Genomic DNA, 14,997 nt, shown 5'->3' with positions numbered 1-14,997 from the left:
GATGGTGATCTTGGCGGCCACCGCCTGCCGGATCGCCAGCAGGCCGGAATGGAAATAGGTGCCCTCGCCCAGATTCTGGAAGATGTGCGGCCGTTTGCTGAACGGCGCCTGCCCGATCCAGCTGACGCCCTCGCCGCCCATCTGGCTGAGGCCCACCGTGTCGCGGTCCATCCACGACGCCATGAAGTGGCAGCCGATGCCGGCCATCGCCTTGCTGCCGTCGGGCACCTTGGTCGAGCTGTTGTGCGGACAGCCGGAGCAGAAATAGGGCGTGCGCGGCAGGGCAGGGGCGGCGGGAGCCTCCCCCGGCAGCAGCTCCGCCAGCCTCCCGGAAAAGTCCTGCTCCGGAAAGCGGTGGCGGATGCGCTCCACCAGCACCTTGGCGACGATCCAGGGCCGCAGTTCCCCGGTGGCGGGCAGCAGCGGGGCGCCGAACTCGTCGGTCTTGCCGACCACGGCGCGCGGCCGCTCCCCGGCCGGCAGGTGGAACAGCAAATCCTTCAGCTGCCCCTCGACGACCGGCGCCTTCTCCTCCACCACCAGCACCTCGTCGGCGCCGCGGGCGGCGGCGAGCGCGAAGTCCGGCTCCAGCGGCCAGGACAGCCCGATCTTGTGGACCGACAGCCCGATCCGCTCCGCCTCCGCCGGCCCGATGCCGAGCAGCCGCAGCGCCTCCATCAGATCGAGATGCGCCTTGCCGGTGGTGACGATGCGCAGCCAGCCGCCCCGGCCGGAACTGCCGCCCATCACGGTGCGGTCGATGCGGTTGACGCGGGCGAAGGCCTTCACCGCCGCCACCTTGGCGGCCAGCCGTTCCTCGATGGCGAGGCTGGGCAGGTCGGGCCAGCGGTAATGCAGCCCCCCCGGCGGCGGATCGAACTCCACCGGCAGGAAGCCGCCCTCCAGCGCCGAAATCCGCACCGTGCCCGAGCTTTCCACCGATTCCGAGATCGCCTTGAACCCGACCCAGGCGCCGGAGAAGCGCGACAGGGCATAGCCGTACAGCCCGAACTCCAGATAGTCGCGGATGCCCGCCGGGTTCAGCACCGGCATCGACCATGCGATCATGGCGAGGTCGCTCTGGTGCGGCATGCTGGACGACACGCAGCCATGGTCGTCGCCGGCCACCGCCAGCACCCCGCCGCGCGGCGAGCTGCCATAGGCGTTGGCATGCTTCAGCACGTCGCCGGAGCGGTCCACCCCCGGCCCCTTGCCGTACCACATGCCGAACACGCCATCGACATTGCCCTCGCCCGAGGATTCCACCTGCTGGCTCCCCATGACGGCGGTGGCACCCAGATCCTCGTTGACGCCGGGGACGAAGCGGATGGCATGGGCGTCGAGATGCGTGCGAGCCTGCCACAGCGCCTGATCCAGCCCGCCCAGCGGCGACCCGCGATAGCCGCTGACGAAGCCCGCCGTGTTCAGCCCGGCCCGCCGGTCGCTCTCCGCCTGGAGCAGCAGCAGCCGGACCAGCGCCTGCGTCCCCGACAGATAGACCTGCCCCCCGGCGCGGCTGTAGCGGTCGTCCAGGCGATAGCTGCGGTCGATCCGGTCAGGAGTTTGGCCGGGATCGCGCTCCGCCCGCAGGCCCGTCGGCATGCCGTCCATGTCTCGTTCCCTCGATTATCCTTCGTTGGACCGAGTGTGCGCCCTTTGCAGGCAAATGATTTTGCGGGTTGGGTGCGGAACGGGGGCGTTCGGAAAATCTTGTTGCGGATTGTTGGGGTTGTGAGCGAAATTTTTGCGGTGGTTGGGATTGGATGTAATTTATACTAATTTCCTCGTTGCGTTTTCTGCTTTCTCAAGCTCATGAGCGGACAAATCTCCAAGAATAGGCATAACGATTGCGGTTTCTTCATGTGCAAGTGTAAAGAATCTGGTGCAAGTCCACTCAACGCGCTCTAAAAATCTGGTGAGAACATATGGATTTTCCATCTGGTCAATAAACTTCTCTGCGGCATTGTTTTCGGATGAATATAGCTTTGTGTATACATTAGTATATGTGCCATAGGCAGGATTTAAGACCATACCCGTAATGATTTCTGCAGAGCCAAGATATTTACGCAAAAACTCCCCATCCAGTATTATGACATCGTCAACGTATGTTGAAAAGCGATACCCTTGATTTGTTATAACTGCTGGTAAAATATTGAGTTTTTCAGATGATTCTGGATCTATTTTAAGAGCTTTCGAAAGTATGTCATTGCGTTTTTTGAGCGCATCAACTTTTCTCTTTGATTGACTGGCGGCTTCTTTGAGTTTTCTCTCATACCGATCAAATTCCCTAGTTTCAGCAGGCATCAGATAAAATTTTACTTCTCCAACTAAGCAAATTCCTCCAAAGGCTACCACTAGATCGATTTGCTCGTTAAAGTTCTCATTTTTTGGAATTCCGTTTGGTGCACATCTCGCGTTACCAAACTCTTCGTTTTTTGCAATTGCTTTGCATATTCTTGCGCGATACAGTGCTTCGAAACGGTCACCACGCGCACTAATGGGGTTTTCATCATTTATTCCACCTTTTTCAAGCCATGACTCTGCTCTCCGCAGTATGTTGCTCGTAGCAAGAACAGGAAGTGCAAGTAAAACACTATTGGATCCAGGAATTTGCACAACTGGAGCGGCCCATAACCCCTTATTCCCCTTAGATTTGTTAGTCCCTCCAGTTTGAAATTCAAAAGTAAAGAAACTAACTATTGCTTCTGATAATTCCCTTTTAACCTTCAATGCATCCCCTAATGCGTCAATTAATGCCGCTCGGTCAATCGCCAGAGCAAGTTTGCGCGCTTCTGCCGGACTCAGGCTACCGTCAGGAAGGGGGGCTAGATTTGTGAGCAATTGCGCGATGTCAAGTACAACATGCCAAGCTTCTAGAAGTAAGTTTACTGAAAGCTCAGGGTTGATGTACATTGGTGTTCCGATAAAATCAGCAATATAGCTTCCCTCCAAGGCGCCTTTTTCATAAAGGTAGTTCGGGAATTGATTTGAATCGTAGTTGATATCTCCAATCTCTATTTGGATATCGACGTCCTTTTCACTAATTTTGATGACTGATCTTTCCCGAGATATTCTACGGCGCTGGCTCAGAGATAGTTTAGACCATAAAGTAAGATCGATTATCGGCAGATTCATCTGATTCGCTTCATGGCGACTATGCCATGCAACCCTTAGTTCCTCGAATCTTTCATCTCCTGGGAGCCACCAGTATACATGATTATCATCCTGATGGATGTGCCAACCTTCGAACCAAACCTTATTCCAAATATCGTTCAACTGCTTGCGAAAGCTATAAAATTGAATGGCTGAAACGGCTGTTTGTGCAAGGTCTATGAATTTATCTCCTAGTTCTCCAGTTGACTGATTGGCATCAAAAAGCCAATTTTCGATAGAGTCTATCGCTGTTGCTATGATATCAGATGGCTTTGATTCTTGACCTCCTGCGCCCGTAATTGTCATGGCGGCCATTGTGTCTAACGAAACGATATCTTTCTTTATCAATTCATGCCTACGCTCTTCTGATATCTCCATGACTGTCCGAAACTCTCTGTTCAGTGCAGCAATTGCTAAAACAGTGCTCCATTCAGGGCTTAGGGTTTTCAAAATTGGGTTAGAAAACGTGGTGATTGCTGCAGCAGATTCGGCCGCAAGCCAACGCACCGCATCAAGAAGGTTCTGGTCATCTTTGGTAGCAGTTTCTTCTAAGAATGCAGATTCCCAATCGCTTAAATTGAAGGCCGCAGCAGTTGGCGGCTTTAGCTTGGCTGCCCTGCGGGAAAATGGTGTGCTCCTATCAACCAAGGGGGAAAATCTCGACATTTTAAACACCCTAAAATTGTTTGTTATCATATAGTGCACGCTCTAGGCGCGTCAGATATGATTATGTGCGATAAGATGCCAAATGTCAGGTTATTCTTCAACTTGAACCTCGATGGTTTAAGATTGGTTGTCCTATGCCGGAAGCAGTTATTTGCTCGGGGATTTTGCCAGTTTCCACTCGCAATTTACCACCTGCCAATAGATCTCAATCCCAGCATATGAGGAAAATCCCCCAACCAGAAAAAATTCCTATATCCTCCCCCGCTGGTCCCATCCACCCGCGGAGCCCCGCCATGCCGCTCGACAGCCGCTCCCTCTCCGACGACCATTTCCCCTGCTGGGCGGAGGAGCCGCCGGTCCNCGGGCCTATTACGGATCGCGGGATTTCCGCCATCGCGTCTGGTGGGAACGGCAGGCGTTGAACCGGGAGGCGGACCTGCGCCTTGCCTCGATCCGCACCCTGGTGGCGGAACAGATCGAGCGGCTGGTGTCGATCGGCGATCCGAAGACGGTGCGCTGGCTGGCCGAACGGCTCGGCCTGTTCGCCGGGCTCGACGCCCCGGCCAGACCGGCGGCGCGCGCTCCCCAGCCCGACCGGCCCGCCCCGTCCCCGGAACCGGCGGCAACGCCGGCCCCGCAATCGCCCCCGCAATCGTCGCCCCAGCCGCCCTCTGAGCCGCCCCCTCAGCCCTCATCGCCGCCGCAGCCCGAGCCGGCCGTTCCGCCCTCGCCGCCCGCCGGCCCCGGCGGCGACCGTCCCCGCCCGCGGCCGGTGGAGTCGGTCGCCGCTGCGCTCCCCGATCCCGCCCCGGCGCCGGTGGACGGATGGAACAGCGCGCGAAATCCGTTCCACACTGTTCCATCCGCCGCCGCCCCGCCGGCCAAGGCGGGCGGGCGGCGCCGCGTCAGCCGCCTCGGATCAGCTCCGAATACCAGCGCGCCGACTCCTTCGGGGTCCGCGCTTGCGTCGTGAAATCGACATGGACGATGCCGAACCGCGTGCCATAGCCGCCGCCCCATTCGAAATTGTCCAGCAGCGACCAGACGAAATATCCCCGCACGTCGGCCCCCCGCGCCTTCGCCTCCGCCATCGCGGCGATGTAGGCCTGGAGGTAGGCCAGCCGCTCGGCATCCACCACGCGGCCCTCGGCGTCCGGCGCCTCCGCCGCCTTGGTGCCGTATCCGTTCTCCGTCACATAGATCGGCAGGCGGTAGCGGCGGGTCAGGTCGATCAGCGTGTCGCGGAAACAGCCGGGGTCATAGGGCCAGTCGATGGCCGTCCGCTTCATCCCCGCCGGCGGCGAGCCGAAGCCGAAGCCCCAGATCAGGCTGTCGTCCTTGCGGCCATAGACCGGGGCGTAATGGTTCAGCCCGAACCAGTCCAGCGGACGGGCGATGCGCGCCATGTCGCCGGGCTGCACATAGGGCTCGATGGCCTCGGCGATGCGGCGCGGATAATGGGCCCGCAGCTGGGCGTCGGGGAAGGCGCGGTTCCAATGCTCGTCGAACAGGGCGGCGGCCTCGACATCCTCCGGGCGGTCGGTCTCGGGCCGCATCGGCTGGACGCTGTGCACCGCGCCGATGGAGGCACCCGGCACCAGCGCGCGCAGCACGTCCACCCCGGCGCCATGGGCGAGGTTGACGTGGTGGATGGCGCGCAGATGCTGCGCCCGGTCGACGATTCCCGGCGCCGCCCAGGGAATCGCATAGCCGAACAGGGTGAAGACCGAGAACTCGTTGAAGGTGATCCAGCGCTTCACCCGGTCGCCGTAGCGCCGGGCGCAGAGTGCGGCATAGTCGGCATACCAGCCGGCGCAGTCGCGGGCCGACCAGCCGCCCAGATCCTGCAGCGCCTGCGGCAGGTCCCAGTGATAGAGGCACAGCCAGGGCTCGATCCCCGCCTCCAGCAGCCGGTCGATCAGCCGGTCGTAGAAGTCCAACCCGGCTTCATTCACCGCCCCCTTGCCGCGCGGCAGCACCCGCGGCCAGGACACCGAGAAGCGGTAGGCATCGACGCCCAGCCCCTTCATCAGCGCCACATCCTCCGGCATCCGGTGGTAATGGTCGCAGGCGACGTCGCCGCTCTCGCCGTTGTCGACCCGGCCCTTCAGCTTGCAGAAGCTGTCCCAGATGCTGGGCGCCCGCCCGTCGGCCTCGGCCCCGCCCTCGATCTGATAGGCGGAGGTGGAGGCGCCCCACAGGAAGTCTTTGGGAAAAACCGGACGTTCGGCCATGGCGGATCACCCGAAAGATGGACGATCGGATCCTACCTCTTTCCCGTCCGGGTGGAAGGGGCCAATCGTCGCTGTTCCCGGCGGATGCTCCGTCACGATATCGCGGTCGACAGGATGGCGCGGCACTCCTATGGTCTGGCCGACCGGACGAGCGATTCAGAAAGGAACGGGCGCATCATGGCGAAAAAGGACGGGGTCAACGGCAAGGGCGGCCAGTTCAGCGGGACGCCGGCCGACCGGCTGGTCCGGCTGTGGCGCAACAATGACGAGCGCTTCGGCGCGCTGCTGGACGAGGTGCTGGACGGCAACCGCCAGGGCGTGATCGAAGCGGCCGTGGGCAAGCTGCGCGAGGAGGAAGGCTACGACTTCATGGACGAGGTCGAGGCCTTCTCCGAAACCGCGCAGGGCACCGACGAGCAGGGCGACCCGACCCTCTCCACCCTGTTCTGGCTGGTGCTGGAGGTGGACGGGCCGCTGGACGCGCCGCCGCCGGTGGGCGTGATCGAGGAGGCGCTCGATTCGGCCGGGCTGCTGGAAAAGGCCGTCGACATGCGGCTGCTGCCGCTGTGGCTGGATCCGGAGCCGCTGTCCTACCTGGATGCCGCCGACCGCCGCACCCTGCTGCGCCGCCTGATCTCCTCGCCGGAGGAGGCGGAGAGCTTCGCCCGCACGCAGGATCTGCTGGCCCCCGCCGACGAGACCGGCACCCGGCTGGTCGGCGTCGTCGGTCTGGTGATCGAGGAGGACGCGGAGCTGGAGGGCGAGGGCATGCCCGATCCGCTGAAGCTCGGCTTCGCCGACGACGGGCAGGAGCTGGAGATCGACCCCATCGAGCAGGAGCGCATCCGCCAGTCGATGGCCGCCTTCGCCGAGGCGGTGGCCGCCGCCGATCCGCGGGTGAAGCGCTGCGAGCCGGTCGGCGGGCTGAACGACCTCTTGGACTTCACCGCCGAGGGCGTCTGGCCGGACGATGTGGAGGCCAACTTCGACGAGGTCAACGACTTCCTCGACATCGCCGGCAACGAGACCGGCGACGGCGTGCTCGACCTGTCGGTCGCCCAGACGCCGGAAGGGCTGCTGGTCCGCGCCTACAACTCCGACGGCGTGCCGCTCGACGAGCGGACCTTCGACCTCACCGGCCCCCGCGCCGACGAGGCGCTGGCGATGATGAAGCGGCGCTGCCGCCGCCTCACCGAGGAGTAAGGCGGGGCAGGGCAGGGTCAGGTCAGCGCCGGGCGGGCCTGACCGCCAGCACGCAGGCGACGGCGGCGAGGATCAGCACCAGCGCCGCCGCCAGCCGCAGCGTCACCGGCTCGCCCAGCAGCAGCACCGCTCCGCCGACCCCGACCACCGGGATCAGCAGGGTGCTGACCGCCGCCTCGCCCACCGTCAGCCGGCGGACGGTGACGTACCACAGCGCCTGCGCCGCGCAGATCGAACAGACGATGTGCCAGGCGAAGCCGGCCCAGACCGCCGGGTGGATCTCGGCCAGGGCCGGCCTCGCCTCGGTCATCGCCAGCAGGATCATCGGCGGGGCGCACAGCACATATTGCCAGCCGGTGATGACCATCGGGTTGCTGCGCCAGACCCGCCGCTTCATCACGATGGTGCCCAGCGCCCAGGCCAGCGCCGACACCAGCATCACCGCCGGACCGGCCAGCTGCGACGGCGGCGCCGTCAGCGCCTCCGGCCCCAGCAGGACCATCAGCCCGGCCAGCCCGCAGGCCAGCCCGACGATCTGGCGCCGGCCCGGCCGCTCGCCCAGCAGCGGGATCGCCAGCAGCGTCGCCCACACCGGCATGGTGAAGGCGACGATCGCCGCCTGCGAGGTCGCCATCAGGCTCTGCCCCAGCGCCGTGCACAGGTTGAAGACCAGCACATTGCACAGCCCCGCCGCCGCCAGCGCCGGCCATTCCGCCCGCTCCACCCGCAGCCGGTGCCCGGCCAGACGCGCCGCCCCCAGCAGCAGCACCGCCCCGGCGGTGAAGCCGATGGCGCGCAGGCTGAAGATCGGCATCTGCGTCAGGATCGTCTTCACCGCCGGCCAGTTCAGGCCCCAGAACAGGCTGATGGCGACGATCAGCAGATACTTGACCGGATCGCGGCCGGCCCCGCTGGCGGCGATGGCGGTCATGCCGCTGTCTTGCCTTCGAACCCGTCCAGGAAGCTCGACAGGTTGGCCGACAAGGCGTCGATGGCGTATCCGCCCTCCTGCACCAGCACGGTCGGCAGTCCGGCGGCGGCGAGCAGCGCGCCCATGCGGGCGAAGCCCGGCGTCGTGACGCCGAAGGCAGCCAGCGGATCGTCGATGAAGGTGTCGAAGCCCAGCGAGACGAACAGCATGTCCGGCCCGAAGCGGCGGATCGCTTCCAGCCCCTTGCCGATGGTCGCCAGCACCGTCGGCTCGTCGCTGCCGATGGGCAGCGGCAGGTTCAGGGTGTAGCCCTCGCCGCGGCCGGTCCCGCGCTCCTGCGCGAAGCCCGCCATGTGCGGATAGAACTCCGCCGGGTCGCCGTGGACCGAGACGAAGAAGACATCGTCGCGCTCGTAGAAGATATCCTGCGTGCCGTTGCCGTGATGGACGTCGACGTCGATGATCGCCACCCGCGCCGCCCGGCCCTGGGCGCGCAGGAGCGGCAGCACCGACTCCGCCGCGACGGCGACATGGTTGAGATAGCAGAAACCGCCGGCCATATCGCGGGTGGCATGGTGGCCCGGCGGCCGGCACAGCGCGTAGGCCGCGCTGTCCGCCCCGGTGGCGACCAGCTTCGCCGCATGGATGGCGGCGTTCGTCGCCGCGCAGGTGGCGGCCCAGGTGCCCTCGCCGATCGGGCAGGCGGTGTCGAACATGTGCCAGCCGGCCTGCCCGACGATGCTGGTCGGGTAGTTGGGGGCCGCCTGCATCCGGTGGACATTGGGCAGCACCACGTCGCCCATGTCGCCCTCCGCCACCCAGCGGGCATGCGCGGTCTCCAGGAAGGCAAGATAGGCCGGGGTATGAACCGCGGCGCGCGGGGCGGGGCCGTAATCGTCGGGCCGGATCAACTGCTCCCCGCGCTTTTCGATCAGCGAGGCCAGTGCGCCGACCCGTTCCGGCTTCTCCGGCAGGGCGCGCAGCAGGCCCTTGTTGAAGTAGGTGGCGGGACGGTGCAGGGCGGCGTCGGGGTGATGGACGAACTTCATGGGGGGGACTCCGGGGCTTCTGCGCTCAGGGCCTGCCAGCCGTGGCGACCAGCGTTTCGAACAGCACGGCGGCACCGCGGGCGCCGTCGGCGGGGGAGATGTTCTCGACCTCGTTGTGGCTGATGCCGTCCTCGCAGGGGATGAAGATCATCGCCGTCGGCACCTTGCCCGCCACATAGACCGCGTCGTGGCCGGCGCCCGACACGATGTCGCGGTGGCTGAAGCCGAATCCGCCCGCCGCTTCGCGCACCCTGTCGACCAGCGGCTGGGCAAAGGGCGTCGGCGGGAAGTGCCAGAAATCGGCGATCTCGGCACCCACCCCCTGCTGTTCGGCGATCTCGGCGACGGCGGCGCGGAAGCGGCGGTCCATGTCGGCCAGCGTGTCGGCGTTCGGGTGGCGCAGATCGACGGTGAAGAACACCCGGCCGGGGATGACGTTGCGCGAATGCGGGTGGACGTCGAGGATGCCGACGGTGGCGCACGGGTCGCCGGCCGTCTCCAGCCCGACCCGCTGCACCGCCTGCACCATGGCCGATGCGGCCACCAGCGCGTCGCGGCGCAGGCGCATCGGCGTCGGGCCGGCATGGGCCTCGACGCCCGTCACCGTCACCTCGTACCAGCGCTGGCCCTGCGCGCCGGTGACGACGCCGATCTCCTTGCCCTCGACCTCCAGCACCGGCCCCTGTTCGATGTGGGCCTCCAGATAGGCATGCATCGGGTGATCGACCGGGGCCTCGCCGGCATAGCCGGTGCGGACCAGTTCGTCGCCGAGCCGCGCGCCGTCCTGCGCCACCTTGTCGAGGATCTCCTCCAGCGTGAAGATTCCGGTGACGACGCCCGAGCCCATCATCGGCGGGGAGAAGCGCGAGCCCTCCTCGTTGGTCCACACCGCGACTTCGACCGGGTGCAGGGTCTCCACCCCGCGGTCGTTCAGCGAGCGCACAACCTCCAGTGCCGCCAGCACGCCGAACACGCCGTCGAAGCGTCCGCCGGTCGGCTGGGTGTCGAGATGGCTGCCCATCACCACCGGGGCCAGGCTGTCGTCGCGGCCCTTGCGGCGGGCGAAGATGTTGCCGATGCGGTCGATGGTCACGGCGCAGCCGGCGGCCTCGCACCAGGAGACGAACAGGTCGCGGCCGGCCTTGTCCTCATCCGACAGGGCGAGGCGGCAGCTGCCGCCCTTTGCGGTGGCGCCGATCTTCGCCATCGAGGCCAAGCTGTCCCACAGGCGGTCGGCGTCGATCGGCAGGTTGGAGGGGAGGGGCATGGTGGCTCCGGGGGTGTTTGTTTGTTGGTTGTTTGGATTGAAGAGGTGGGGGCAAGAGTCCGGCGGTTGCGGCCTCTAAGCCGCCACCTCCCGCCGCTCCCGCGCCCGCAGATCGACCATCGCCAGCACGGCGCGCAGCATCGGCACGTCCACGCCGCAACGCTCCGCCAGTTCGATAACCGAGCCCAGGATCGCCTCCAGTTCCAGGCGGCGGCCGGCCTCATAGTCCTGCAGCATCGACGTCTTGAAGTCGCCGACGCCTGCGGCCATGGCGATGCGTTCGTCCACGCTGGTGGTGAAGACCACACCCAGCGTCTCCGCCACCGCCTTGGCCTCCAGCATCATGGCGCGGCCGGTCTCACGCGTGCCGGGATCGTTGCACAGCCGGCCCAGCGTCGATCCGGTCAGCACGCTGAGCGGGTTGAAGGCGAGGTTGCCCCACAGCTTCACCCAGATCGCTTGGCGAATATCAGCGGTCTTCGCCGGCTGGAATCCGGCCTGCCCGAACAGCGTGACGATGCGGTCCACCGCCGGGTTGTCGCGGCCGGCAACGTCGCCGAAGACGAAGCGCTGGTCGCTGACATGGCGCAGGCGGCAGGGGCCGTCGCCCTCCACCGCGACGAAGGTCGTCGCCCCCACCACCCGGTCGGGATCGATGGAGCGCCACAGCAGCCCGTCGGGATCGACGCTGGCGAGCGGCCGGTCGGCCAAAGGGTCCGGCTGGCGGTGCGGATACCACCAGGGGATGCCGTTGATCATCGGCACGAGGGCGGTCTCCGGCCCCAGCAGCGGGGTCAGCGTGTCGATGGTGCCGCGCAACGCATGGGCCTTGACGCAGAGGAACACCGCGTCCTGCGGACCCAGCGACAGGCTGTCGTCGGTGATGCGCGGGGTGATCCGGGCGACGCGGTTCAGCGGCGTCACCATGGTCAGGCCGTTGCGGCGGATGGCGGATGCGGCGTTCGGCCGGGCGACCAGCGTCACCTCGGCGTCTGTGGCGCCCAGTCGGGCGGCCAGCAGACCGCCGACCGCTCCGGCCCCGATGATGGCGACCTTCATTCAGTGCGCTCCCGCTGGGACTTTTTGCAGGTCGTCCGGGATGTGCCACGCCTTGCCGGGAATGGCGTCGAGCAGGCTGCGGGTGTAGGCGTCGCGCGGATGGGTGAACACCTCCCGCGCGGTGCCCAGCTCGACGATCCTGCCGCGGCGCATCACCGCGATGGTGTCGCAGACCTGGGCGGCCACCCGCAGATCGTGGGTGATGAACAGCATGGCGAGGTTCAGCCGCTTGCGGATGTCGTCCAGCAGTTCCAGCACCTGCCCCTGCACCGAGACGTCGAGCGCCGACACCGGCTCGTCNGGCCGCCGGAGAACTCGTGCGGGAAGCGGTCGGCGGCCGAGCCGTCGAGGCCGACCATCGCCAGCAATTCCCGCGCGCGGGCCAACGCCCTGTTGCGGTCCTCGCCGAAGGCGACCGGCCCCTGGGCCACGATGTCGCCGACGCGGTGGCGCGGGTTCAGCGAGGCGTAGGGGTCCTGGAACACCATCTGCACCGCCCGGCGATAGGGCCGGAAGCCCTTGCGGTCGAGCGCCAGCAGGTCGGTGCCTTCGAACAGGATGCGTCCCGAATCCGGCTTGATCAGCCCGACGATGGAGCGGCCGAGCGTCGATTTGCCTGACCCGGATTCACCGACCAGCCCCACCGTCTCGCCGGGATGGATGGTCAGCGACAGGTCGTCGCCGGCAACCACTTCCTTGGATTTCTTGAACAGCCCGCCGCCGACATGGAAGACCTTGCGCACCTTGTCGGCGACCAGCAACGGGGCGCCCGCCTTGGTGTGGTCGTCGCGGTGCTCGATGTAGTGCGGGACTGAGGCGATCAGCTGCCGGGTGTAGGGATGCTGCGGCCGGTTCAGCACGTCCGACGCCGGACCGTACTCCACCAGCTTGCCGTGGCGCATCACCGCCACCCGGTGGGCGATCTCCGCCACCACGCCGAAATCATGGGTGATGAACATCATGCCCATGTGGCGTTCGGCCTGGATCGAGCGGATCAGGTCGAGGATCTGCTTCTGGGTGGTGACGTNTCATCACGCGCTGGCGTTGGCCGCCCGACAGGCGGAAAGGATAGGCCTCGGCCAGTTCGGCCGGGTTGGGCAGGCCGACCTGGGCAAGCAGCTCCACCACGCGGGCGCGCCGCGCCGGGGCGGGCAGGTCGGTGTGCTCGCGCAAGCTCTCGCCGATCTGGCGGCCGACCCGCATCAGCGGATTCAGCGCCGTCATCGGCTCCTGGAACACCATGGCGATGCGGCCGCCGCGCAAGGAACGCTGCTCCGCCTCCGGCATGGCCAGCACGTCCCGGCCCTTGAACAGCAGGCTGCCGCCGGCGACCCGAACATGCGGAGCCGGCAGCAGGCCCATCATGGCGTGCGCGGTCATCGACTTGCCGGAGCCGGACTCGCCGACCACGCAGAGGATCTCGTCGGGGTTCAGGGTGAAGGTCAGGTTGTCGACCGCCAGCGGGCGGTCGGCGCCCGGCGGCAGCGCGATGCTGAGGCCACGCACATCCAACAGGGGGGTGGTCATGGCGGCGGTCTCCACGGGATTGCGATCCAATTCGGACAGGCTCATCGGGTCACCCGCGCGACCGGGCGAGCTTCGGGTTCAAGGCGTCGTTCAGCCCCTCGCCGACGAGGTTCAGCGCCAGCACGGTCAGCACGATGGCGAGGCCGGGGAAGACGCTCATCCACCAGGCCTGACGGATCACCGTGCGGGCGGCGCCGATCATGTAGCCCCAGCTCATGGCGTTCGGATCGCCCAGCCCCAGGAAGCTCAGCGAGCTTTCCAGCAGGATGGCGGTCGCCACCATGAGGGAGGCCGAGACGATGATCGGCGACAGGCTGTTGGGCAGGATCTGGCGCAGGATGATGGTGGTGTTGCTCTGGCCGGTGGTGATGGCGGCCTGGACGAACTCGCGGGTGCGCAGGCTGAGGAACTCGGCACGGGCCAATCGTGCCAGCGGCGGCCAGCTGACGATGGCGATCGCCAGCACGATGGTGGTCAGGCTGGGCGTGAAGATGGCGACCAGCACCACGGCCAGCACGAAGTTGGGGATGGTCTGGAACAGCTCGGTGAAACGCATGATGGCGTCGTCCACCCGGCCGCCATGGAAGCCGGCCAGTGCCCCCAGCGTGACGCCGATGGCCAGCGCGGCGGCGGTGGAGGTCAGGCCGATCAGCAGCGACACCCGCGCCCCATGGGCGATGCCGGCGGCGATGTCGCGGCCCAGCATGTCGGAGCCCAGAAGCGCGTCCTCCGACAGCGGCGGCTGGAACGGGGCGGTCGCCATGTCCCAGGGATCGTTGGGGAACAGGAGGGAGGCGAAGGCCGCCAGCACGACGATGGCCGCCAGGATGACGAGGCCCAGGACCGCGCCCTTGTTGCGGGCGAAGGCCCGCCAGAATTCGGACTTCATCATTGGGACACCTGGATGCGCGGATCGACGAGGCCGTAGAGGATGTCGGTCAGGATGTTGAAGAGGATCACCATGATCGACGTGACCAGGAAGATGCCCAGCAGCACCTGATAGTCGCGCTGCAGCACCGCCTCGAAGGCCAGCCGGCCGATGCCGGGCCAGGCGAACACCGTTTCGATCAGGATGGAGCCGCCGACCAGCTGCCCGGCCTGGATGCCGGCCACGGTGATGACCGGCAGGATGGCGTTGCGCAGCACATGGCGGGTGACGATCCGCCCCTGCGACAGCCCCTTGGCCTTGGCGGTCTTGATGAAATCGAGGCCGCGCACCTCCAGCATCGAGGCGCGGGTGAGGCGCGCGTAGCTCGCCATGTAGAACAGCGCCAGCGTGATGACCGGCAGGATCAGGTGCTTGGCCACGTCGGCGACATGGGCAAGCCCGGTATAGCCGGCCCCGACCGTCTCGTAGCCGAAGGCTGGCAGCCATCCCAGCTGGATCGAGAACAGCAGGCTCAGCATCAGCCCGATCCAGTAGATCGGCGTGGCGTAGGCCAGCAGTGCCACGACGGTGATGGCGCTGTCGGCCCAGGTGCCGACCGTGACGGCGGCCAGCGTGCCGAGCGCCACGCCCAGCGCCAGCGCCAGCAGGAAGGCGGTCAGCGTCAGCACCAGGGTGGCCGGCAGCCGTTCCGCCAGGATGTCCCAGACCGGCCGCTGCTGCCGGTAGGAAAAGCCGAGATCGCCCTGCACGATCTTGCCGACATAGGTGCCGAGCTGTTCGAGGATCGGGCGGTCGAGCCCGAACTGCTCGCGCAGCTGTGCCACGAACTTCTCGTCGGCGGCCCCGGCTTCGCCCGCCATCACCATGGCCGGGTCGCCGGGGGCGGCATGGACGAGGAAGAAGTTCATCACCACGATGGCTATCAGGATCGCGGCGGCCTTGACCAGGCGGCTCGCGAAGAGTTGGGCGAATCCCAGCATGGGCAGGTTCCTACTTGCGGAGAGTGCCCCCTCCCTCCC

11 protein-coding genes and 3 pseudogenes are annotated in these 14,997 nt (G+C 65.9%); 2 read left to right on the top strand and 12 right to left on the bottom strand.

Annotated elements, in window-relative coordinates:
• A pseudogene (locus A6A40_RS32000) lies at nucleotides 1-1,611 on the bottom strand (indolepyruvate ferredoxin oxidoreductase family protein); the annotation flags it as partial.
• 159 nt (nucleotides 1,612-1,770) lie between these two features.
• Nucleotides 1,771-3,819: a hypothetical protein gene (locus A6A40_RS30605; RefSeq protein ID WP_146191665.1), complete on the bottom strand. Its 2,049-nt coding sequence runs from the start codon at nucleotides 3,817-3,819 to the stop codon at nucleotides 1,771-1,773.
• 361 nt (nucleotides 3,820-4,180) lie between these two features.
• Here A6A40_RS30605 and A6A40_RS27850 point away from each other — a divergent pair.
• Nucleotides 4,181-4,792, top strand: a 612-nt coding sequence (locus A6A40_RS27850; protein ID WP_236784105.1) for a hypothetical protein, incomplete at its 5' end; no start/stop codon positions are given.
• Here the strand turns inward: A6A40_RS27850 and A6A40_RS27845 are convergent.
• On the bottom strand, nucleotides 4,725-6,053 hold the full coding sequence (locus A6A40_RS27845) for a GH1 family beta-glucosidase (protein WP_108549090.1): 1,329 nt from the start codon (nucleotides 6,051-6,053) through the stop codon (nucleotides 4,725-4,727). The two genes, A6A40_RS27850 and A6A40_RS27845, sit on opposite strands and share 68 nt — an antisense overlap.
• 177 nt (nucleotides 6,054-6,230) lie before the next feature.
• Between A6A40_RS27845 and A6A40_RS27840 the strand changes: the two genes are divergently transcribed.
• On the top strand, nucleotides 6,231-7,256 hold the full coding sequence (locus A6A40_RS27840; protein ID WP_108549502.1) for a hypothetical protein: 1,026 nt from the start codon (nucleotides 6,231-6,233) through the stop codon (nucleotides 7,254-7,256).
• 22 nt (nucleotides 7,257-7,278) lie between these two features.
• Here A6A40_RS27840 and A6A40_RS27835 read toward each other — a convergent pair whose 3' ends face one another.
• From A6A40_RS27835 to A6A40_RS27805, 9 genes and pseudogenes are all read right to left on the bottom strand, one after another.
• The gene (locus tag A6A40_RS27835) at nucleotides 7,279-8,187 is read right to left on the bottom strand and encodes a DMT family transporter (RefSeq protein ID WP_108549089.1); all 909 of its coding nucleotides are present in this window, start codon (nucleotides 8,185-8,187) and stop codon (nucleotides 7,279-7,281) included.
• Nucleotides 8,184-9,236 (bottom strand): histone deacetylase family protein, encoded by a 1,053-nt coding sequence (locus A6A40_RS27830; protein WP_108549088.1) that lies wholly within the window; start codon nucleotides 9,234-9,236, stop codon nucleotides 8,184-8,186. Before A6A40_RS27830 ends, A6A40_RS27835 begins: the two co-directional genes overlap by 4 nt.
• 25 nt (nucleotides 9,237-9,261) lie before the next feature.
• Nucleotides 9,262-10,503: a Zn-dependent hydrolase gene (locus tag A6A40_RS27825; RefSeq protein WP_108549087.1), complete on the bottom strand. Its 1,242-nt coding sequence runs from the start codon at nucleotides 10,501-10,503 to the stop codon at nucleotides 9,262-9,264.
• A gap of 75 nt (nucleotides 10,504-10,578) precedes the next feature.
• Complete coding sequence (locus A6A40_RS27820; protein ID WP_108549086.1) at nucleotides 10,579-11,562, bottom strand: ketopantoate reductase family protein; 984 nt, start codon at nucleotides 11,560-11,562, stop codon at nucleotides 10,579-10,581.
• Nucleotides 11,563-11,862 (bottom strand): annotated as a pseudogene (locus tag A6A40_RS31995) (microcin ABC transporter ATP-binding protein); the annotation flags it as partial.
• A gap of 1 nt (nucleotide 11,863) precedes the next feature.
• A pseudogene (locus A6A40_RS31990) lies at nucleotides 11,864-12,589 on the bottom strand (ATP-binding cassette domain-containing protein); the annotation flags it as partial.
• A gap of 1 nt (nucleotide 12,590) precedes the next feature.
• Nucleotides 12,591-13,134: ATP-binding cassette domain-containing protein (locus A6A40_RS31985; protein ID WP_418208640.1), on the bottom strand; the 544-nt coding region annotated here is incomplete at its 3' end.
• A gap of 4 nt (nucleotides 13,135-13,138) precedes the next feature.
• Nucleotides 13,139-13,981, bottom strand: a complete 843-nt coding sequence (locus tag A6A40_RS27810; RefSeq protein WP_108549085.1) for an ABC transporter permease — start codon at nucleotides 13,979-13,981, stop codon at nucleotides 13,139-13,141.
• Complete coding sequence (locus A6A40_RS27805) at nucleotides 13,978-14,958, bottom strand: ABC transporter permease (protein WP_108549084.1); 981 nt, start codon at nucleotides 14,956-14,958, stop codon at nucleotides 13,978-13,980. The genes A6A40_RS27810 and A6A40_RS27805 overlap by 4 nt, the downstream gene beginning before the upstream one ends.
• Nucleotides 14,959-14,997: the final 39 nt, after the last annotated feature.

The sequence above is a fragment of the Azospirillum humicireducens genome, assembly GCF_001639105.2.
Lineage (GTDB): Bacteria > Pseudomonadota > Alphaproteobacteria > Azospirillales > Azospirillaceae > Azospirillum > Azospirillum humicireducens.
The sequence above is the reverse complement of the archived record's forward strand: the minus strand, read 5'-3'. Positions and strand labels throughout refer to the sequence as shown.